Annotated in this window: 23 protein-coding genes and 1 pseudogene; 22 read left to right on the top strand and 2 right to left on the bottom strand. The window is 55.9% G+C overall.

Going from position 1 to position 17,640, the window contains the following annotated elements:
• Positions 1–168: 168 nt before the first annotated feature.
• Entirely contained in the window at positions 169–786 is a 618-nt protein-coding gene (gene miaE, locus FV139_RS13285) for a tRNA-(ms[2]io[6]A)-hydroxylase (RefSeq protein ID WP_148068931.1), read from the bottom strand.
• Positions 783–1,271: a DUF1289 domain-containing protein gene (locus tag FV139_RS13280; protein ID WP_148068930.1), complete on the bottom strand. Its 489-nt coding sequence runs from the start codon at positions 1,269–1,271 to the stop codon at positions 783–785. The genes miaE and FV139_RS13280 overlap by 4 nt, the downstream gene beginning before the upstream one ends.
• Before the next feature lie 206 nt (positions 1,272–1,477).
• Here FV139_RS13280 and acnB point away from each other — a divergent pair, with 206 nt between their 5' ends.
• From acnB to FV139_RS13170, 22 genes and pseudogenes are all read left to right on the top strand, one after another.
• Positions 1,478–4,096, top strand: coding sequence for a bifunctional aconitate hydratase 2/2-methylisocitrate dehydratase (acnB, locus tag FV139_RS13275; protein WP_148068929.1), 2,619 nt, complete (start codon positions 1,478–1,480; stop codon positions 4,094–4,096).
• 159 nt (positions 4,097–4,255) lie between these two features.
• A pseudogene (locus FV139_RS13270) lies at positions 4,256–4,540 on the top strand (type II toxin-antitoxin system RelE/ParE family toxin); the annotation flags it as partial.
• Between the two features lie 5 nt (positions 4,541–4,545).
• Positions 4,546–4,827: an addiction module antidote protein gene (locus tag FV139_RS13265; protein WP_148068928.1), complete on the top strand. Its 282-nt coding sequence runs from the start codon at positions 4,546–4,548 to the stop codon at positions 4,825–4,827.
• A gap of 89 nt (positions 4,828–4,916) precedes the next feature.
• Entirely contained in the window at positions 4,917–5,162 is a 246-nt protein-coding gene (locus tag FV139_RS13260) for a DUF6429 family protein (protein WP_148068927.1), read from the top strand.
• 207 nt (positions 5,163–5,369) lie between these two features.
• Positions 5,370–5,660, top strand: coding sequence for a type II toxin-antitoxin system RelE/ParE family toxin (locus FV139_RS21390; RefSeq protein ID WP_148068926.1), 291 nt, complete (start codon positions 5,370–5,372; stop codon positions 5,658–5,660).
• A gap of 18 nt (positions 5,661–5,678) precedes the next feature.
• On the top strand, positions 5,679–5,969 hold the full coding sequence (locus tag FV139_RS13250) for a HigA family addiction module antitoxin (RefSeq protein WP_148068925.1): 291 nt from the start codon (positions 5,679–5,681) through the stop codon (positions 5,967–5,969).
• Between the two features lie 152 nt (positions 5,970–6,121).
• Positions 6,122–6,556, top strand: coding sequence for a hypothetical protein (locus FV139_RS13245; RefSeq protein WP_148068924.1), 435 nt, complete (start codon positions 6,122–6,124; stop codon positions 6,554–6,556).
• A 425-nt stretch (positions 6,557–6,981) separates the two neighbouring features.
• Positions 6,982–7,302, top strand: coding sequence for a hypothetical protein (locus FV139_RS13240; RefSeq protein ID WP_148068923.1), 321 nt, complete (start codon positions 6,982–6,984; stop codon positions 7,300–7,302).
• 199 nt (positions 7,303–7,501) lie between these two features.
• Positions 7,502–8,182, top strand: coding sequence for a hypothetical protein (locus FV139_RS13235; RefSeq protein WP_148068922.1), 681 nt, complete (start codon positions 7,502–7,504; stop codon positions 8,180–8,182).
• 137 nt (positions 8,183–8,319) lie between these two features.
• The gene (locus tag FV139_RS13230; protein ID WP_148068921.1) at positions 8,320–8,730 is read left to right on the top strand and encodes a VOC family protein; all 411 of its coding nucleotides are present in this window, start codon (positions 8,320–8,322) and stop codon (positions 8,728–8,730) included.
• A 121-nt stretch (positions 8,731–8,851) separates the two neighbouring features.
• Positions 8,852–9,214 carry a gamma-glutamylcyclotransferase family protein gene (locus tag FV139_RS13225; protein WP_213004119.1) on the top strand — a complete coding sequence of 121 codons (363 nt, stop codon included), beginning with the start codon at positions 8,852–8,854 and terminating at the stop codon, positions 9,212–9,214.
• Between the two features lie 361 nt (positions 9,215–9,575).
• Positions 9,576–9,974, top strand: coding sequence for an MAPEG family protein (locus FV139_RS13220; protein ID WP_148068920.1), 399 nt, complete (start codon positions 9,576–9,578; stop codon positions 9,972–9,974).
• Between the two features lie 157 nt (positions 9,975–10,131).
• Entirely contained in the window at positions 10,132–10,449 is a 318-nt protein-coding gene (gene ppnP / locus FV139_RS13215; RefSeq protein ID WP_148068919.1) for a pyrimidine/purine nucleoside phosphorylase, read from the top strand.
• 3 nt (positions 10,450–10,452) lie between these two features.
• Positions 10,453–10,791: a HopJ type III effector protein gene (locus tag FV139_RS13210; protein ID WP_148068918.1), complete on the top strand. Its 339-nt coding sequence runs from the start codon at positions 10,453–10,455 to the stop codon at positions 10,789–10,791.
• A gap of 205 nt (positions 10,792–10,996) precedes the next feature.
• Positions 10,997–12,604, top strand: coding sequence for an ABC-F family ATPase (locus FV139_RS13205; RefSeq protein WP_148068917.1), 1,608 nt, complete (start codon positions 10,997–10,999; stop codon positions 12,602–12,604).
• Positions 12,605–12,732: 128 nt separating this feature from the next.
• Positions 12,733–13,491 (top strand): type 1 glutamine amidotransferase domain-containing protein, encoded by a 759-nt coding sequence (locus FV139_RS13200; protein ID WP_213004118.1) that lies wholly within the window; start codon positions 12,733–12,735, stop codon positions 13,489–13,491.
• Positions 13,484–14,341 carry a CPBP family intramembrane glutamic endopeptidase gene (locus tag FV139_RS13195; RefSeq protein ID WP_148068916.1) on the top strand — a complete coding sequence of 286 codons (858 nt, stop codon included), beginning with the start codon at positions 13,484–13,486 and terminating at the stop codon, positions 14,339–14,341. Before FV139_RS13200 ends, FV139_RS13195 begins: the two co-directional genes overlap by 8 nt.
• A 28-nt stretch (positions 14,342–14,369) precedes the next feature.
• The gene (locus tag FV139_RS21385; protein ID WP_148068915.1) at positions 14,370–14,669 is read left to right on the top strand and encodes a 2Fe-2S iron-sulfur cluster binding domain-containing protein; all 300 of its coding nucleotides are present in this window, start codon (positions 14,370–14,372) and stop codon (positions 14,667–14,669) included.
• A gap of 19 nt (positions 14,670–14,688) precedes the next feature.
• Entirely contained in the window at positions 14,689–15,339 is a 651-nt protein-coding gene (gene tmpT / locus FV139_RS13185) for a thiopurine S-methyltransferase (protein WP_148068914.1), read from the top strand.
• Positions 15,336–15,974: a glycine-rich domain-containing protein gene (locus FV139_RS13180; protein WP_148068913.1), complete on the top strand. Its 639-nt coding sequence runs from the start codon at positions 15,336–15,338 to the stop codon at positions 15,972–15,974. Before tmpT ends, FV139_RS13180 begins: the two co-directional genes overlap by 4 nt.
• Positions 15,975–15,989: 15 nt before the next feature.
• Positions 15,990–16,568, top strand: coding sequence for an antibiotic biosynthesis monooxygenase (locus tag FV139_RS13175; RefSeq protein ID WP_148068912.1), 579 nt, complete (start codon positions 15,990–15,992; stop codon positions 16,566–16,568).
• 153 nt (positions 16,569–16,721) lie between these two features.
• On the top strand, positions 16,722–17,444 hold the full coding sequence (locus FV139_RS13170; RefSeq protein WP_148068911.1) for an endonuclease/exonuclease/phosphatase family protein: 723 nt from the start codon (positions 16,722–16,724) through the stop codon (positions 17,442–17,444).
• Positions 17,445–17,640: the final 196 nt, after the last annotated feature.

The raw sequence follows: 17,640 nt of genomic DNA, 5'->3' as shown, positions 1-17,640 counted from the left end.
ATTCTTGTTGTTGTAGCCGATGGGTAGCTGTAAACCCATGAACTGAGTATGAGTATAGACAGGGCAGGCAGATCCGCGCCGGCGATTGCACCGGCGCTTGATTCAGATCAATTATTGAGTGGAATAGTCTTTAAATTCATAAGGTTGTGAAGCCTTTTGAAAGCAAAACTACGCTGCAGGCACGCCGCTGTGAAAGCGGAATTCAGTGTCCGGGGACTCGATCAGCTCGCGCTCCACTTCAAGTAACACCTGAAGTCGTTCACCGACCTCCTCCTCCGAGCTGATCTGCCGCGCCAACTTCAGGTAGTCCATGAAGTGGCGGGATTCGGACTTCAGCAGGGAGCCGTAGAAGGCACCCAGTTCCTCATCCAGTACCGGCACCAGGCAGGCGAAGCGCTCGCAGGAGCGGGCCTCGATAATGGCCCCTACCAGCAGGGTATCCACCAGCCGGCCGGGCTCCTGCTTGCGCACCTGGTCGCGCAAGCCGCCGGCGTAGCGGGCGGCGCTGAGCTGTGGGTAGTCGATGCCCCGCTTGCCCATGATGGCGATCACCTGCTCGAAGTGGCGCAGCTCTTCCCGCGCCAGCCGGGACAGCTTGTTGAGCAGCACCGGGTGGTCGGTGTAGCGGTACATCAGGTTGAGGGCGGTGGAGGCGGCCTTCTTCTCGCAATTGGCGTGGTCCACCAGCATCAGGGCAGGGTTCTCCAGCGCCCAGTTCACCCAGGCGGGCGGCGTGGCGCAGGACAGGAACTCGCGGATGGGCGTGATATCGACGGCCTTGCTCATGCGGGGCTCTCAGCTTCCGACAGGCTCTCGGCAAAGAGATCCGGCGTCTGGATATAGCGCTCGTAGTGGGCCTCGGACAAAATAAAGAACTCCCGGTCGATCAGGTCGCGCAGTTCCACCAGGGGCAGCGCGCTGAAGTCGGCATCCACGGCGAAGCCGAACTCGTGGGTGTCGGTGATCTGCCCTGCCCCGGCCTTGAGCAGGCTGAACACCCAGCAGTACTCGTCGTGGTGGGCCACATGGCGCACCTGCTGCACCTCCAGCTGCCACTGCAGCAGGGCCTTGTCGGTCACCCGCAGCTTGTTGCTCACGCACTGGGACAAAAAGCCCGACAGGCGCCCGTCGATGGCCCGCTTCTGCTCCGGGGTGTAGCTGTTCCAGTGGATGACCTCGTGGGAAAAACGCTTGCAGCCCCGGCACACAGCATCGCCGATACCGGTGGAACAGACGCCGATACAGGGGGTTTTGATGGTGGGGTCGAGCATAAATACGGCTTTACGAGGTGCGGTGAACAGCGCCACCGAGTCTAAGGTATCAGCTGGGTGAATGCACGGTATAAGCGCTTGATTAATTTAATTGTTTCAAGGAACGGGCTATAATCCGAGCCCGATTTTTCCTCCACCGGACTGCCCCGGGGTCTGCAACTGCCGCGACCCAGCCATCGGGCGGCCATCTCTAAAGGAGCTCTACCGTGCTAGAAGCCTATCGTGAACACGTAGCGGAACGCGCCGCCCAGGATATTCCCCCCAAGCCCCTGAACGCCGAGCAGGTTGCGGCATTGGTGGAGCTGCTGAAAAGCCCGCCGGCGGGTGAAGAGGCCTTCCTGCTGGAACTGATCACCGACCGCGTGCCCCCGGGTGTTGACGAAGCGGCCTACGTGAAAGCCGGCTTCCTGTCTGCCATCGTCAAGGGTGAGGCCACCTCCCCCCTGATCGACAAGCCCGCCGCAGTGAAACTGCTGGGCAACATGCACGGCGGCTACAACATCGCCACCCTGGTGGAACTGCTGGACGACGCTGACCTGGCAGAGCTGGCCGCCACCGAGCTCAAGCACACCCTGCTGATGTTCGACGCCTTCCACGACGTGGACGAACTGGCCAAGGCCGGCAACGCCAATGCCAAGGCGGTGATGGAATCCTGGGCCGCCGGCGAGTGGTTCACCTCCCGCGACGACGTACCCGAGTCCATCAAGGTTGCCGTGTTCAAGGTAACCGGCGAGACCAACACCGACGACCTGTCCCCCGCGCCCGACGCCTGGAGCCGCCCGGACATCCCCCTGCACGCCCGCGCCATGTACAAGATGACCCGCGACGGCCTGACCCCGGAAGAGCACGGCGTGACCGGCCCCATGCAGCAAGTCGCCGACATCCAGGCCAAGGGCCTTCCCGTTGCCTTCGTTGGCGACGTGGTCGGTACCGGCTCCTCCCGTAAGTCCGCCACCAACTCTGTACTGTGGTTCTTCGGCGACGACATGCCCGGCGTACCCAACAAGAAAGGCGGCGGCATCTGCATCGGCGGCAAGGTTGCCCCCATCTTCTACAACACCATGGAAGATGCCGGCGCCCTCGTGTTCGAGGCCGACGTCGACAACCTGAACATGGGTGACGTGATCGAGATCCGCCCCTACGACGGCAAGATCCTGAACGAAGCCGGCGAGACCGTCTCCGAGTTCGAACTGAAGTCCGACGTACTGCTGGACGAAGTGCGCGCCGGTGGCCGCATCAACCTGATCATCGGCCGCGGCCTGACCACCAAGGCCCGCGAAGCCCTGGGCCTGCCCGTTTCCGACCTGTTCCGCACTCCGGAGCAGCCCGTCGACACCGGCAAGGGCTACTCCCTGGCCCAGAAAATGGTCGGCAAGGCCTGCGGCGTCGAGGGCATCCGCCCCGGCACCTACTGCGAGCCCAAGATGACCACCGTCGGCTCCCAGGACACCACCGGCCCGATGACCCGCGACGAGCTGAAAGACCTGGCCTGCCTCGGCTTCTCCGCCGACCTGACCATGCAGTCCTTCTGCCACACCGCGGCCTACCCCAAGCCCGTGGACATCGACACCCAGCACACCCTGCCCGACTTCATCATGACCCGCGGCGGCGTGAGCCTGCGCCCGGGTGACGGCATCATCCACAGCTGGCTGAACCGCATGCTGCTGCCCGACACCGTGGGCACCGGCGGCGACTCCCACACTCGCTTCCCGATGGGCATCTCCTTCCCCGCGGGCTCTGGCCTGGTGGCCTTCGCCGCCGCCACCGGTGTAATGCCGCTGGACATGCCGGAATCCGTACTGGTGCGCTTCAAGGGCGAAATGCAGCCGGGTATCACCCTGCGTGACCTGGTGCATGCCATCCCCTACTACGCCATCCAGGAAGGTCTGCTGACCGTCGAGAAGAAAGGCAAGAAGAACATCTTCTCCGGCCGCATCCTCGAGATCGAAGGCCTCACCGGCCTGACCGTCGAACAGGCTTTCGAGCTGTCTGACGCGTCTGCCGAGCGCTCCGCCGCCGGCTGTACCATCAAGCTGGACGAAGACACCATTGCCGAGTACCTGCGCTCCAACATCGTGCTGCTGCGCAGCATGGTGGCCGAGGGCTACGGTGACCCGCGCACCCTGGAGCGACGCGCCCAGAAGATGGAAGAGTGGCTGGCCAACCCCGAGCTGATGGAAGCCGACGCCGACGCCGAGTACGCCGCGGTGATCGAGATCGACCTGGCCGAAGTGACCGAGCCTGTCGTCTGCTGCCCCAACGACCCCGACGACGCCAAACTTCTTTCAGAAGTTGCGGGTGACAAAGTCGATGAGGTCTTTATCGGCTCCTGCATGACCAACATCGGCCATTTTCGTGCGGCCGGCAAACTGCTGGACCAGCACAAAGGCAGCATCTCCACCCGCATGTGGATCAGTCCGCCCACCCGCATGGATGAGCACCAGCTGATGGAAGAAGGCTACTTCAACATCTTCGGCGCCGCCGGTGCGCGCACCGAAATGCCCGGCTGCTCCCTGTGCATGGGCAACCAGGCCCGCGTGGCGGCCAACAGCACCGTGCTGTCCACCTCCACCCGTAACTTCCCCAACCGCCTCGGCGACGGCGCCAACGTCTACCTGACCAGCGCCGAGCTGGCCAGTGTGGGCGCCATCCTGGGCAAACTGCCGACCCCGGCGGAGTACATGGAATACGCGCAGAACCTGGATGCCATGAGCTCCGAGATCTACCGCTACATGAACTTCGACCAGATCGTGGAGTTCCAGAAGAGCGCCGAGGAAGGCAAGCGGATTGCAGCGGTGGAGATTAGCGAGGTGCCTGCGGCCTAATCTAGCGCCTTATATTCAGGCCTTAAACCGAAAGCCCCGTGCCTGAGAAGGTGCGGGGCTTTTTTGTGCGTGCTCGGGCGTTGCACCGCCTCTGCAAGCGCCGTATCGATTGCATGTTTGTATCCAGAAGGATACGCTCGCTGAACGTATGAAGTTCAGCAGACTGAAGTCTTCTCCAAATGGCTCTCGAAGCTAAAGGATCGAAAAGCCTTGGCGAGAATACTGGTTCGAATCCAATCACTGCGCCGAGGTAATACTGGCGATTCGAAATCACTAGGTTCCGGCCTGCATGAACTCGGAATACATTTTGGGCCAGGCTACCGAGTCTACTTCACCCGCAAAGCTGGCCTTGTGGTGCTCCTCCTATGTGGCGGAGATAAATCGAGCCAAAGCAAAGATATAGCTCGCGCTCGGGATATATTGTCCGAATTGAGAGCGGAGTAACAGCTATGGTTAAAATCACAGAATTCGATCCAAGTGCCTATCTCGATAGTGAGGAAGCTATCGCAGAGTTTCTCACTGCTGCGCTTGAGGAAGATGACCCCAGTGTATTTCTTGCAGCTATTGGGCATGTCGCCAAAGCACGGGGCATGTCTGCTATAGCACAAGACTCAGGCTTGGGACGGGAGAGTCTCTACAAGGCGTTTGCTCCTGGGGCAAAGCCGAGATATGAGACAGTCCAAAAGGTTCTGCATTCCCTTGGCGTTAAAATCAACGTGTCAGCCGCGTAACAAGGCCAAGCAGCGGGTCGCGCGTACCACGCGCCCTTGTTGGCGGCGTTACATGGCCCTCACATCACGGTATTCTCGGAGGTGGCAAAATGAATCTTCCAGATGAGTTAGACCATGAAAAACTGGCTGAAGTGGCTCTCGCAATCTTGTCGCTGACTGCGATGGATGACGATTATGGAGTCCGAGTATGGAAGGGCATGGATTGGGGTCTAACAGAGTTCTTGTACGAAAAGGGCTGGATTCATGATCCCAAAGGAAAGCAAAAGTCCATGGTCCTAACCGAAGAAGGGGCAAAGCTAGCACCCGAATTCATGAAGAAGCACTTTGCCAAGTAAAGCGCCAGGTTCCGGGGCATGTAACAAGAGCGGGCAGTACGCTCCCTTCGGTCGCCGGACGTCCGTTGCTAGTACCATCTATAACCTAAAAACGTCTCCGCGGAGACGCGGCTTCGCCGCAGGCTGCCGGTTAACGCTGCGTTACGCACCAAGCCACTATCGCGCCACAATTGCATGAATACCGTGTATCCATTAATATTCTGACACATGATAGTTTCATTCGGCGATCGTGGCACTTCGGACCTCTTCAACGGCATTTCCAGTCGGAAGAGTAGGAAATTTCCAGGTCCAATACATGAGCAGGCACTTTATAAGCTTGACGTTTTGAATGCGGCTCAAGTGCTCGATGATTTGAAATCGCCGCCTGGAAATAGACTTGAAGCACTGAAAGGAGACTTAAAGGGCTTCCATAGTATTCGAATTAATTCTCAGTGGCGCATCGTGTTCCGCTGGATTGAAAGTGGTGCCCATGATGTCCAAATCATGGATTATCACTAGAAAGGTGTGAGGTAACTTATGATTCCTAGTAACAGAACAGCTACCCATCCTGGGGTAATACTTCTCAAAGAATTCCTGGAGCCCTTAGGGGTTAGCCAAAAGGCGCTTGCCGCTCACGTAGGTATTTCAGTTCAGCGTGTCAACGAAATCGTGCGGGGCAAGCGAGGCGTTACGCCTGAAACAGCCTGGCTGTTCTCCGAGGCATTTCAAACCACGCCGGAATTTTGGCTTAATCTTCAGGCAATTCATGATCTTTCCGCCAATCGGCCGGCTACTCATGTCGAGCCGCTTCTGAGCGTGAGCGCGTAACAAGGCCACGTTGCGGACAACTTTCAGTTGCCGCAACTGACGGCTTTATGCATAAAAAGGCCTAGGCGATTAAAATTTTATTTCAAGCATCCTCATTTATTGTTCTGCTTGGCGTAAGCAGTGTTCTCGGATTTATGGAGCTAGCCGGGGAAATGGGGTTAGCCATACTGGCCGGCGCTATTGGACTGGCTTTTTCAAATTTAGATAAGATTTCACGCTTCAAAGGTGCTGGATTCGAAGCTGAGATGAAAATGGTTCATACCATCATAGAAAACCAAACCGAACCAAGTCCGGAACAGAAGAAGCAAGCCATACAGAGTGATGGCCTATCCGATGAGGAAGCTAGAATACTCGTTTCTCTCCAAAAGCCGGGATACACATGGCGATATGCTAGAACAGTTTCTGGTGAGGTATCGCTACCGTTGGATAAAACGGAGTCTATTCTTTTTTCCTTGATGACGCGTGGTTTTGCCAAAAATGGCACAGGGTCAGACGGTGAAATTTGGGCAATTACAAACGTTGGGAAAAGCGTTCAAGAACAGTATCGAGCAAAAGCAGCAAAAGGGGTCGGAGGGATTAGTTTCTGACCAAGACCAATTTGCTGGAATTCTTATGTCTCTGTCCCCTTTATCTCTGCTAGTAAAAGTGCCCCCATCGGTCCATGGGGCGCTCAATACCCCTACCCTAATCGATACGTAGACCGATCGGAAATGATTTGCACGCTAGATGTTTCAAGCTAACCTGATGAGAATGTGGCCGCATTATAAAATGGAGTTCGAAATGCGCTAAAGGGACCAGAGCCCCTCTCCCAACGCATTTGAGCTGAATGAAGCAAAGGGTTCTTAACCATTAAAAGGAAGCGTCATCATGGAAACTAGCGAAAGCACCAAATCCAGATGGGCGGCCTACTTTGGTGGTGCAACGGTTGTCGCGTCTTTGTTGCTAGTGGCTTGGGAAAATTCGTCAAAACACTGTGGCCCTGGCGGCTCAGGCACTGCAGGATCTTAATTCAATGGCCAACGAGATTCTGCTGACAGCCGCGGAGAATGACCAATTATCTCAGGTGCTGGAAAAAGGAAATCAAGATATCTCCTCTCTGACTGGCGCCGAGTTCCAACAGTACTGGGGATATAACTACGCATTGATGAACTCGTTAGATGCGGCGCACGGCTTTTACAAGAAAGGCATCCTTGGCGAAGATGATTATGCCGGCTGGCGAACGTACACATGCCAGTACCTACGAGGTCCTTCAGTCCGGGAAATATGGAACAACGACAAAGCGACCTTTGGTGACGACTTCGCCGCATTTGTCACGCGTGAGTGCAACTTATGAATGCGCGAATTAAGGTATCAGGGCCCTATTCCGCACTGAAAAATAAGCCAAAGAATACTAACACTACCTCATTTGATGAACTGACCAGTTTGTAGCTGATGGGGGATACGCATATGGATGCTCCCTATCTTATCCAGGACCACCAGGAGGACCTCTCCGCTATACTCTCATCGGGAAGCAATCAACTGCTGGATATACGATGATTCTACAACGCATGGCCGAGAGCCTCAGGTCTCGAAATTGGGGAAACCTTTTTACTGAGCTGGTTATAGTCGTCGTCGGAGTTTTCATTGGACTTCAAGTCGATACCTGGAACGATGCTCGCTCAGACGCCAAGCGCCGGGAACAAATTGTGGATGCGCTGGCTACCTATCTAAGTGACCTTAGAAGCGTTCAAGAAAATGTAAACGCTGAAGTAGAGTTGGGGTTGGCGTCATGGGAATCTGCCTATGCAGACGGCAGGCGCCCCCCGCCATTCTATTATCGTCACCAAGGGTCCGATACTGCGCCAGACATGTGGTCGACCCTTAAACAAATGCAGCTGACCGATCTTTTTGACCCCGTCACCCTCTTCGACTTGTCATATTTCTTTTCCGAACTCGACGGCGTTGGGCAGAAGCACGTTCGCTACATAACCTTTGTAGAGAATCAGATATTGCCAGGATTGGATAGCAATGAAGAAGTCTTCTACGACCAGAATGGCGAGTTGAGAATGGAATTTCGGGCAAACATGAATCGCCTGCGCGAACACGTCCAGGATAACCTGCGGCTTACTCGATGGGCTGATTGTCTCGTTTATCGCCTCGGAGCAACGCGCACTTTTGACCAGTCATGCCTCAGCGTGGACCACCAGTTAGATGGAATGAGCCGAAGATTGTAAATTTAAGGGACAGAACCCCTCCCCCCGATAGCTCTTCCTGCGGCTTCATTTATTTGGCCGCCCGGTGTTCCCGCTGCTATCGTGTGCTGAGTGCATTAGCCTGCAAGGGAAGGCTACCTTTCTGAGGAGATGAAGTCATGATCAAACCTCATGCAATCGACCATATTGTGTTGCGTACGGAGCGCTACCAGGAGCTGATCGAATTCTACTGCAATGTGCTTGGCTGCAGGATTGACAAGGTCGCTGCAGATGATTTCGGTTTGACACACCTTCGGGCGGGCAGCGCACAGATCGATATCGTCGATGTCCACCGGCCGGCTGGCCAGTCGGGTGGACCTGCTCCGGCATCGGAGGGAAATAACGTCGATCATTTCTGCCTTCAAATCGAAGCGGTCGACGAAGCTGCGTTGAAGGCCTACCTGGAACAGAATGGCGTCGAATGCGGCGAATTCTACGACCGCTATGGCGCACAGGGTATGGGACGCTCTATCTATATGAAAGATCTCGTGGGCAACAACGTGGAACTGCGCTTCGTTATTCATGAATGAACCGGGATAAGGGGTCAGAGCACTTCAGCTAGCAAGTAGAAATCGTCCAAATTTTGTATCTCCCCGTCAAAAGTTTTACCTTCCATACATACCTCTAAGGCCGGCAGCCCCAAGTAATGAAATGTCAGCCAGCATCAAAACGAGAAGCTACGGAAAAATGGAAAGATTGTTTGTTTACGGAACACTCGCGCCAGGAAGGTCGAATCATTATGTCTTGGAGGACATATCAGGAAATTGGGAGGCAGCCACTTTAACGGCGTACATGCTGGACGAGGGCTGGGGCCTGGAGCAAGGTTTTCCTGGAATCGTTCCGTCAGACGAAGGCAAAGAAGTAAGAGGGTCGGTTTTCTCATCGGATCACCTATCAGAATATTGGTCGATGATTGATGAATTCGAAGGTAGCGATTACCAGCGAGTACTGGTCCAAGTCAGGATAGAAAGCGATGAAGTTATTGAAGCCTACGTTTATGCACTTGCAACTTGAATCAAAGCTGCCCCCTTTTATGCAGATTTCCTGGCAGCTTATACCTAAGTGCCTTCGTTACTGGTGCCATCTATGACTGAAAAACGTCTCCGCGGAGACGTCACTTCGTGTCAGTGCAAAAAGGGACGGAGGGGTTATTTTTTGAACAAGACCAAATTGCTCAGATTTTAATCCCTCCGTCCCCATTATCAAAAACGACAGGCACTTGCTATGGATCAGCTAAGGAGTACGGTAGTCGCCACGACCCTGTGGTTTTGCTATTCCCGTTAGCGTATCTGGTGAGCGCATGGTCGCGTGATCGCCCTACTGACCCAGCACCCGCCTGAAGCGTCATATATTAAAAATGACCAGGAGTCACTAAATGTCCGTTCCATTGTTTTGCATTGCACTTCTCGGCCTATTGGTAATACTGCTCGGCTTCAGAGTCTCCCTTGCTCGCGCAAGCTCCAATACCGTTTACGGAGGCGAGATTGATCCTGTAAGCCCCCTGTACAAGGCTCAACGGGCGCATGGCAATACGGTAGAGTACGCGCCCATTCTGGCAATCATGATGCTTGCATTGGCCCAGGCACCACAACCCGGGTGGGTACTTTGGTCGATGATCCTTGCCACTTTCTTTCGGTACCTCTTTGCAGCCGGAATTCTGTTTCCCGCTACAATGGCAAAACCCAATCCAATGCGGTTTATTGGTGCCCTGGGTACGTATCTAACCGGCATTTCACTTGCTGTTGCGCTAGTGATTCAGGCGGTAAATACATAAACTGTCGCGCAATTACACACCGGCCGTATAAAGTGCGGACGCTGCGGGGCAGCCTACGATTTCGAAGCAGGTCGCTGACCTACCAACCGAAAACATCGCCTAAACCGCACCTCAACTTGTTCATATTCTGTTCAGAAGTAACTTGAGATATTCAACCATGTCACAATTCAACGACGTATCAGTCACCAGAGAAGCCAACATCTACTTTGACGGCAAAGTTACCAGCAGAGCGGTGCACTTTCCGGACGGGACAACGAAGACCCTCGGCATCATGCTGCCCGGTGACTACGAGTTCGGTACCGAGGCAAAGGAATTGATGGAAATCCTCTCTGGCGATCTCGAGATCCAACTGGTCGGGGAGGATTGGAGGAAGATCTCAGCTGGCGAATCCTTTGAGGTACCAGCCAATTCAAGCTTCAAATTGAAGATCACTGAAGTCACCGATTACTGTTGCAGCTATCTGACCCAGGACTGATCGATGACACCCGAACAGTTGGTCGACGCACTGAAGACCCACCAGGCGCTGGAATTCGAAGACACCATGGCGGTGATCGACGAGCATTTTGACTACACACCGACCGCCTTCAAGAACGGCGAGCAGGCGAACGAACCTGGCCAGAATGCGGGGTCCTGCAAGATTCTGGCCTTCGGCCAATTCATGGGCCTGAGCGAAGAGGAAGCACTCCGCGGTTTCGGACGTTTCTACCGGGACGTCCAGAACACACCGGACGGAGATGACCACGGCAACATCCGTAACTTTATTCGTTACGGCTGGAGTGGCGTCTCGTTCGATTCAGCACCGCTCCAGCGCCGGTAACCCGGCTATCAAGGGGGCCGAGCCCCCTTTCAACCCCTTGCGATCGGGAACGAGCGCTCTCTACCTGGGCACTATTGCTCAATAATTGAACAATCCCTCGACACTAACCCATTATCTCCGTATAGTGCCCGCCCCGCTGTGCGTCCCCGCAACAGGGATGCCCAACTGCCAGTAACATCACTTGCCAACCCGCAGGAATACGCTCTTGATCACCACCGCGAACATCACCATGCAGTTCGGTGCCCAGCCGCTGTTTGAAAACATCTCCGCCAAGTTCGGCAACGGCAATCGTTACGGGCTGATCGGAGCGAATGGCTGTGGCAAATCGACCTTTATGAAAATCCTGAGCGGCGAGTTGGCTCCCACGGCGGGCAATGTCTCCATTGCACCCGGCTGTACCCTGGGCATTCTGAGCCAGAACCAGTTCGCGTTCGAGGAATTCACCGTGATCGATACTGTGATCATGGGCGATACGGAGCTGTGGCAGGTCAAGCAGGAGCGCGACCGCATCTATTCTATGCCGGAGATGAGCGAGGAAGATGGCATGCGCGTGGCGGACCTGGAGGTCCGGTTCGCCGAAATGGACGGCTACAGCGCAGAGAGCCGCGCCGGTGAGATCCTGCTGGAAGCGGGCATCGAAGAATCCCTGCATTTCGGCCTGATGAAGCAGGTCGCTCCGGGCTGGAAGCTGCGGGTGTTGCTGGCCCAGGCACTGTTTGGGGACCCGGACATCCTGCTGCTGGACGAGCCCACCAACAACCTGGATATCCATACCATCCACTGGCTGTCGGAGATGCTGAACCAGCGCAAAAGCACCATGATCATCATTTCCCACGATCGCCACTTCCTCAACTCGGTGTGCACCCACATGGCGGACATCGACTACGGCGAACTGCGCATCTTCCCCGGTAACTATGAAGCCTTTGTCGCCGCATCCACCTTGATCCAGGAACAGCTGCACGCGGGCAACGCCAAGAAAGCGGCGGAACTCGAAGAGCTGCAGAGCTTTGTAAACCGCTTCTCGGCCAATGCCTCGAAAGCCAAGCAGGCCAGTTCCCGGGCGAAGAAGATGGAGAAGATCAAACTGGATGAAATCAAGCCGTCCAGCCGGGTTTCTCCCTATATCACCTTTAACCATAGTAAGAAGCTGCACCGCCAGGCCCTCACCCTGGAGGGTATCTCCCACGGCTTTGACGGGGTTCAACTGTTCCAGGGTGGCGAAATGCTCGTGGAAGCCGGTACCCGCATGGCGGTGATCGGGGAAAACGGCGCCGGCAAGACGACCTTCCTGCGCTGCCTGGTCAATGAACTCCAGGCTGACGCCGGCGTGGTCAAATGGTCAGAGAACGCCGCCATCGGTTACTGCCCCCAGGACAGCAGCGCGGACTTCAGTGGCGATCTCACCATTTTCGAGTGGATGAGCCAGTGGCGCACCGCAAAGCACGATGACCTTGCCGTACGTGGCATGCTCGGCCGCCTGCTGTTCACCGCGGACGATGCCAACAAGAAAGCCAGCGTCTGTTCCGGCGGCGAAAAAAACCGCCTGCTGTTCGGCAAACTGATGATGATGGACACCAACGTACTGATCATGGACGAACCGACCAACCACATGGACATGGAGTCCATCGAGGCGCTGAACAAGGCGCTGGCCAAATACGATGGCACCCTGATTTTCGTCAGTCACGACCGCCAGTTCGTCTCCTCACTGGCCACCCGGGTGGTTGAGATCAAGGACCAGACCCTGGTCGATTTCCAGGGGACCTACGACGAATACCTGGACAACAAAGCCAGAGCCGAATCGAAGGCTGCCTGAGGCAAGCATTGCGACGCACTGCCAGCCAGCGCGCAAATGCATCAACTCGTCGCGAATTAAGTCGCAGTAGCTCCTTTCCTCGCTAAACTGGGCCCTCTTGAGTCACTACAGTTTAGGAAGCAACAAAAATGGCAAGGATGTTACTTCTCTCCATTCTACTGATCAGCGCAGTCAGTCTGCAGGCAGGAGAAGACAAGAAAGTGCTTATTGTGGTGTCCAATATGATCGATATGGGCGACCCGGAAAAACACGAAGCAAGAAACGACCTGTTCGAAGTCGCCCCGCCCTTTCACGTCTTTCTGAGCCACGGGTATGCAGTAGATTTCGTCTCCCCCCAGGGTGGCGAGGTGTTTTTCATGCGGGAGCCCCTGGGAATCGCCAGCTACACCATCAAGTACGAGGGTTTCCTTGAGAAAACAGCAAACACACTGTCGCCGGACCAGGTCAATCCAGATGACTACTGGGGTGTGTTTACCGGGGGCGGCTACGGAGTCATGTTCGATGTTGCGAGTGATACCCGAGTCCAGTCCATCATCGCGGACATCTACGAATCCGGTGGTGTGGTGGGAGCCGGTGGTCATGGGTCGGCCAGCATCGTCAATGTGACGTTGTCTGATGGCGAATACCTCGTCAAAGGCAAAAAGGTGGCGGGCTTTCCCAATTCCACGGAAACCAGCAAGCCCTGGGCTAAAAACGGCACACTCCTGCCTTTCCTGATCGAGAGCCAGCTGAATAAGCACGGCGCGATTGCCCAGAACAAGGAGAATCTGGCAGATAAACATGAGGTGGTCGTGGACCAGCGCATCGTTTCAACGATGTTCTTGCCGTCTGCTGCTCTGGTTGCCAAGGAAATGATCAATCTGGCGCCGGAGCTCTCCCTTGAATAGCGCCTGGCGTATTACCATCGCGTTTATCCTGTTGGTGGCAGGCCTGTACCCCCTGGGTGTTTGGCTGCTGCTGAGGTTCCAGAGTGCCAGCCCGTTAATGCTGACCGTCGGGTTGGCAACCGTGGGCGCCTGCCTCATTTGCGGTCGCCAGCTCAGGTCACTGGGTTGGCGTTGGGGCGACTGGAAGTATCAGTACCAGAGCTATCTGCTCCCTCTCGCCTATGTGGCTCTGGCCTATGCCGGAATATGGGTGTTTTCATTCGGGGATTGGTATGACACTGGCTTTGTAGAAGAGCTAAGAACCGGCTATATGCTGGAATCGTGGTCCGACGAGTCCATTATTGCGTTACGGTTCGTGCTCACTGGCACAGTGAGCTTTTTCCTTCTCCTGCCCGGCGTGCTGGGCGAAGAGATGGGTTGGCGGGGCCTTCTGGTACCCGCGCTATCGCAGAACCTCGGATTCACTCAAGTGGCGCTACTCAGCGGTGTGCTTTGGTCCATGTTCCACTGGCCACTGATGTTCCTGGGCTTCTACGGTAATGCCGAAACCCCGCTGCTCTTTCAGCTCGCGACGTTCACGGTCTGTCTCGTATCGATGTCATTTGTGATGACGTACATACGCTACAAGACCGACAGCCTGTGGCCGGCCGTAACGTTTCACATGAGCCACAATGTATTCCTGCAGAAGTTCTTCGCCCCCATGACCGAGGCGAATGCGGCCACCGTATGGTTTGCCGATGAGTTCGGGATCGCTGTACCCTTGGTAGCAGCCTGTTTTGGTCTTGTCTATTGGCAGAAGGGGAATCTGGACTTTGGCCATATTGTGAAAGCAGACACACATATGAGGTAAGGGGATTCGTTATGGAGCAGTTGCCTTTATGAGCCAATATTCCCTGTCACTCCTTGGCGATGGGAGCGAGCTTGAGCTGACAGTATCTGGCAACATTGATCTCTTAACTACCATGCAAGAGGCCGGATTATCAGTACGCAGTAGTTGTCGCAACAGTGTCTGTAGACTGTGTAAATGTCGATTGGTTGAGGGGGAGATTAGCTACCAGGGGCGACCGCCTTGCGGGCTCCTGGATCGACACATTGCCGAGGGATACATCCTGCCCTGTATCGCCTTTGCCCGCAGTGACCTGATCCTTGATAATCTCTCACTGAATAAATCGATTTAAGGGATCGGAAGGAAGCTCCATGGACACTGAATTCTGGCACCACAAATGGCGCGAAGGTGATATCGCCTTCCACGAGGGAGCGCCCAATGCCCTGCTTCAGGCCCACTTCTCGCGCCTCGACGTTCCCGCTGGCGGCCGAATCTTCCTGCCCCTGTGCGGCAAAACGCGAGACATTGCCTGGCTGCTGGAGCGCGGCTATCAGGTAGTAGGCGCGGAACTGAGCCAGCTCGCTATCGAGCAACTGTTCAGCGAACTGGGCCTTGCACCGCGCGTTGAGGAGACGGGCAGCCTGATTCACTATAGCGCGGCGGGGATCGACATCTTCGTCGGCGACATTTTCGACCTGCAGCGCGACACCCTGGGGCCAGTGCAGGCCGTGTATGACCGCGCGGCCATGGTGGCTCTTCCTCCTGACACCCGCCGACGCTACAGCACTCACCTGGTCGACATCACCAGTGCGGCACCGCAGTTCCTGATCACCTTCAACTACGATCAATCACTCATCGACGGCCCACCCTTCTCGATCCCCCAGGAAGAGCTCGAGCGCCACTATGGCGCCATTTACCAGATGACAGAACTGGCACGGGAGCCGGTGACGGGCGGTCTGAAAGGCCAGGTCGAGGCCGTGGAACTGGCGTGGCAGCTGATTGCGCGGTTACATCCAGAATGACGGTTAATCTGGTCCTAACAGCCCTGTTCGGTGCGTGCCTGTTTGTTCTGTACAGAGTTTACAGGGCGCGCGTCATCGCTCATCGGGCACACCTGATCGATACCTACCGCTTTCCACCGTCCATTGCCGAGAAAGTGATCAAGGCTTACCCGCATTTAGGACCCGCCGACGCCGAGTTAGTGATGATGGGGCTCAGAGAATACTTCCAGGTCACCAATGTCGCGGGCAAGAGAATGGTCGCCATGCCCTCCCAGGTGGTGGATGTGGCATGGCATGAGTTCATTCTGTTCACACGGCAGTACCAGCATTTTTGCAGCAAGGCATTGGGCCGGTTCCTTCACCATCCCCCTGCCGAAGCCATGGTAACGCCCACCTCGGCACAAACGGGCATCAAAACTGCCTGGCGCGCATCCTGTCACCGGGAAGGCATTAAACCGGACTCACCAACCAGGCTACCGCTGCTGTTTAAACTGGATTCTCAACTGAACATACCGGACGGGTTCAGGTACTCGATCAATTGTCTGGCAGAAGGCAGGAATGACTACTGTGCCGGCCATATCGGTTGCAGTTCAGGATGCGCCGGGGGTTGCAGCGGTGACTCATCGGGCTGCGGTGGAGGCTGTGGGGGCGATTAAACGGCAGGAACATTTATGAACAAACAATTACACTCCGAACCCGATTCCCCCGAGGGAGCAACGGCCGTCATCAAGCACCAGGTACGTTTCGACCGGCATGCTGACTATGAAGCATGGGTAAAGGAAATTGCGCCCCTGGCCAAGGCCGCTCCCGGCCATCTGGACTGGCACATCGTGCGACCGGTTCCCGGCCGCAGTGAGACCTTTACGGTGATTGTTCGCTTTGATACGGATGAACATCTGATGGATTGGATGAACTCACCCACTCGCGCCAGCCTGATCGAGAAGGTTCAACCGCTGCTCGTCTCCGGGGACGGTGTCCATATCAGCAGCGGATTGGATTTCTGGTTTTCTCCTCCAAGTGCTAAGGCAGCGGTGCCGGTACGCTGGAAGCAGTTCCTGGTGACCTGGTCTGCCATATACCCGCTGGTGCTGGCGGTGACCCTCATCATGACGCCGCTCATGAAGAACCTTGGCTTGCCGCAGAGCCAGTTACTCGTCACCCTCGCGGTGACTGGAGTCGTTGTCTACCTCATGGTGTACGCCGTGATGCCCTGGTACACAAAGCTGGTTCAGCGGTGGCTGTTTGATTAAGTGAAATCCACTCGCCTCCTCCTCCGCTCGGCCTTGCTGGTCCTGGGCCTGGTTTCACTGGCCACCTTCGCGGACGACACCGCCAGCTGTCTCACTGGCGTAGCGCCTGTCGCAACTCACAACGGGGCAACGCTCAGGGTCGGAACCCTCAATATGGCCCATGGACGCGGGACCGCCATGAACCAGATGCTGCTGGGTAAAGAGCAGATACAGGACAACCTGGACACGCTTGCCCAACTGGTGGACCAGCAGCAACTGGATTTGCTCGCACTCCAGGAGCTGGACATCGACTCATTCTGGGCCGGTGGGTTTGACCAGGCGCAATGGCTGCTGGGCAAGACTGCGTTCAATTGTGCAGCACTGGGAATGCACGCGGAAACATGGTTCTATCGTTTTGGAACGGCTCTGCTCTCTAGCATTCAGCTACATCAGGCGCGCAGCCTGAGCTTTGACCCTACTCCCCCCTCCACCACCAAAGGCCTCGTGGCAGCCCGGATTCACTGGCTACACCTGGGCGAATCAATGCCCGTGCTGGTGATATCTGTACACCTGGATTTTTCCCGCAAGAGTGTACGCGAGCGACAATTGGCGAATATTATCCAGACCGTCGCCAGCAGCCCGTTACCGATCATCCTCATGGGAGATTTCAATGAACAGTGGCAGGAAGAAGACTCTGTTGTGCGCCAACTGGTAGAACAGGCAGACCTGCACGCCTACGAGCCAGCGTCGACGGTGCATCCGACCTACAAGGCAAAGCGCCTGGATTGGATCCTGTTATCGGACGATTTCGAAATCACGAGCTACAGTACAGCAATGGATGCAGTGTCAGACCACCGCCTCGTCGTCGCGGAAATTCGTTGGAGGGATCCCCAGTGAAAGTATCGATCTTCAGCAGGTGCCTTCTGATAGCGCTACTCTCCTGCCTGATGTCGGCCTGCGCAACCACAACCATCAGCCCCGAGGATTGCCCCGCAGGCACTCAGCCCCTGGAGAACTGTCCGCCTCTGGAAGCAATTAACGACGAACAGCTCAATACCTGGTACGAGCTGCGAGAGACCCTGCCCGGAAAGTA

Source organism: Parahaliea maris (assembly GCF_008064665.1).
GTDB classification, from domain to species: Bacteria; Pseudomonadota; Gammaproteobacteria; order Pseudomonadales; family Halieaceae; genus Parahaliea; species Parahaliea maris.
This window is presented reverse-complemented; position numbering and strand designations above follow the sequence as displayed.

Bases quoted from the DNA above. Each gene is read 5' to 3' on its own strand.
- miaE (WP_148068931.1), bottom strand. From the start codon at position 786: ATGAGCAAGGCCGTCGATATCACGCCCATCCGCGAGTTCCTGTCCTGC.
- FV139_RS13280 (WP_148068930.1), bottom strand. From the start codon at position 1,271: ATGCTCGACCCCACCATCAAAACCCCCTGTATCGGCGTCTGTTCCACC.
- FV139_RS13265 (WP_148068928.1), top strand. From the start codon at position 4,546: ATGGTTAAAATCACAGAATTCGATCCAAGTGCCTATCTCGATAGTGAG.
- FV139_RS13260 (WP_148068927.1), top strand. From the start codon at position 4,917: ATGAATCTTCCAGATGAGTTAGACCATGAAAAACTGGCTGAAGTGGCT.
- FV139_RS21390 (WP_148068926.1), top strand. From the start codon at position 5,370: ATGATAGTTTCATTCGGCGATCGTGGCACTTCGGACCTCTTCAACGGC.
- FV139_RS13250 (WP_148068925.1), top strand. From the start codon at position 5,679: ATGATTCCTAGTAACAGAACAGCTACCCATCCTGGGGTAATACTTCTC.
- FV139_RS13245 (WP_148068924.1), top strand. From the start codon at position 6,122: ATGGGGTTAGCCATACTGGCCGGCGCTATTGGACTGGCTTTTTCAAAT.
- FV139_RS13240 (WP_148068923.1), top strand. From the start codon at position 6,982: ATGGCCAACGAGATTCTGCTGACAGCCGCGGAGAATGACCAATTATCT.
- FV139_RS13235 (WP_148068922.1), top strand. From the start codon at position 7,502: ATGATTCTACAACGCATGGCCGAGAGCCTCAGGTCTCGAAATTGGGGA.
- FV139_RS13230 (WP_148068921.1), top strand. From the start codon at position 8,320: ATGATCAAACCTCATGCAATCGACCATATTGTGTTGCGTACGGAGCGC.
- FV139_RS13225 (WP_213004119.1), top strand. From the start codon at position 8,852: ATGTCAGCCAGCATCAAAACGAGAAGCTACGGAAAAATGGAAAGATTG.
- FV139_RS13220 (WP_148068920.1), top strand. From the start codon at position 9,576: ATGTCCGTTCCATTGTTTTGCATTGCACTTCTCGGCCTATTGGTAATA.
- ppnP (WP_148068919.1), top strand. From the start codon at position 10,132: ATGTCACAATTCAACGACGTATCAGTCACCAGAGAAGCCAACATCTAC.
- FV139_RS13210 (WP_148068918.1), top strand. From the start codon at position 10,453: ATGACACCCGAACAGTTGGTCGACGCACTGAAGACCCACCAGGCGCTG.
- FV139_RS13200 (WP_213004118.1), top strand. From the start codon at position 12,733: ATGGCAAGGATGTTACTTCTCTCCATTCTACTGATCAGCGCAGTCAGT.
- FV139_RS21385 (WP_148068915.1), top strand. From the start codon at position 14,370: ATGAGCCAATATTCCCTGTCACTCCTTGGCGATGGGAGCGAGCTTGAG.
- tmpT (WP_148068914.1), top strand. From the start codon at position 14,689: ATGGACACTGAATTCTGGCACCACAAATGGCGCGAAGGTGATATCGCC.
- FV139_RS13180 (WP_148068913.1), top strand. From the start codon at position 15,336: ATGACGGTTAATCTGGTCCTAACAGCCCTGTTCGGTGCGTGCCTGTTT.
- FV139_RS13175 (WP_148068912.1), top strand. From the start codon at position 15,990: ATGAACAAACAATTACACTCCGAACCCGATTCCCCCGAGGGAGCAACG.
- FV139_RS13170 (WP_148068911.1), top strand. From the start codon at position 16,722: ATGGCCCATGGACGCGGGACCGCCATGAACCAGATGCTGCTGGGTAAA.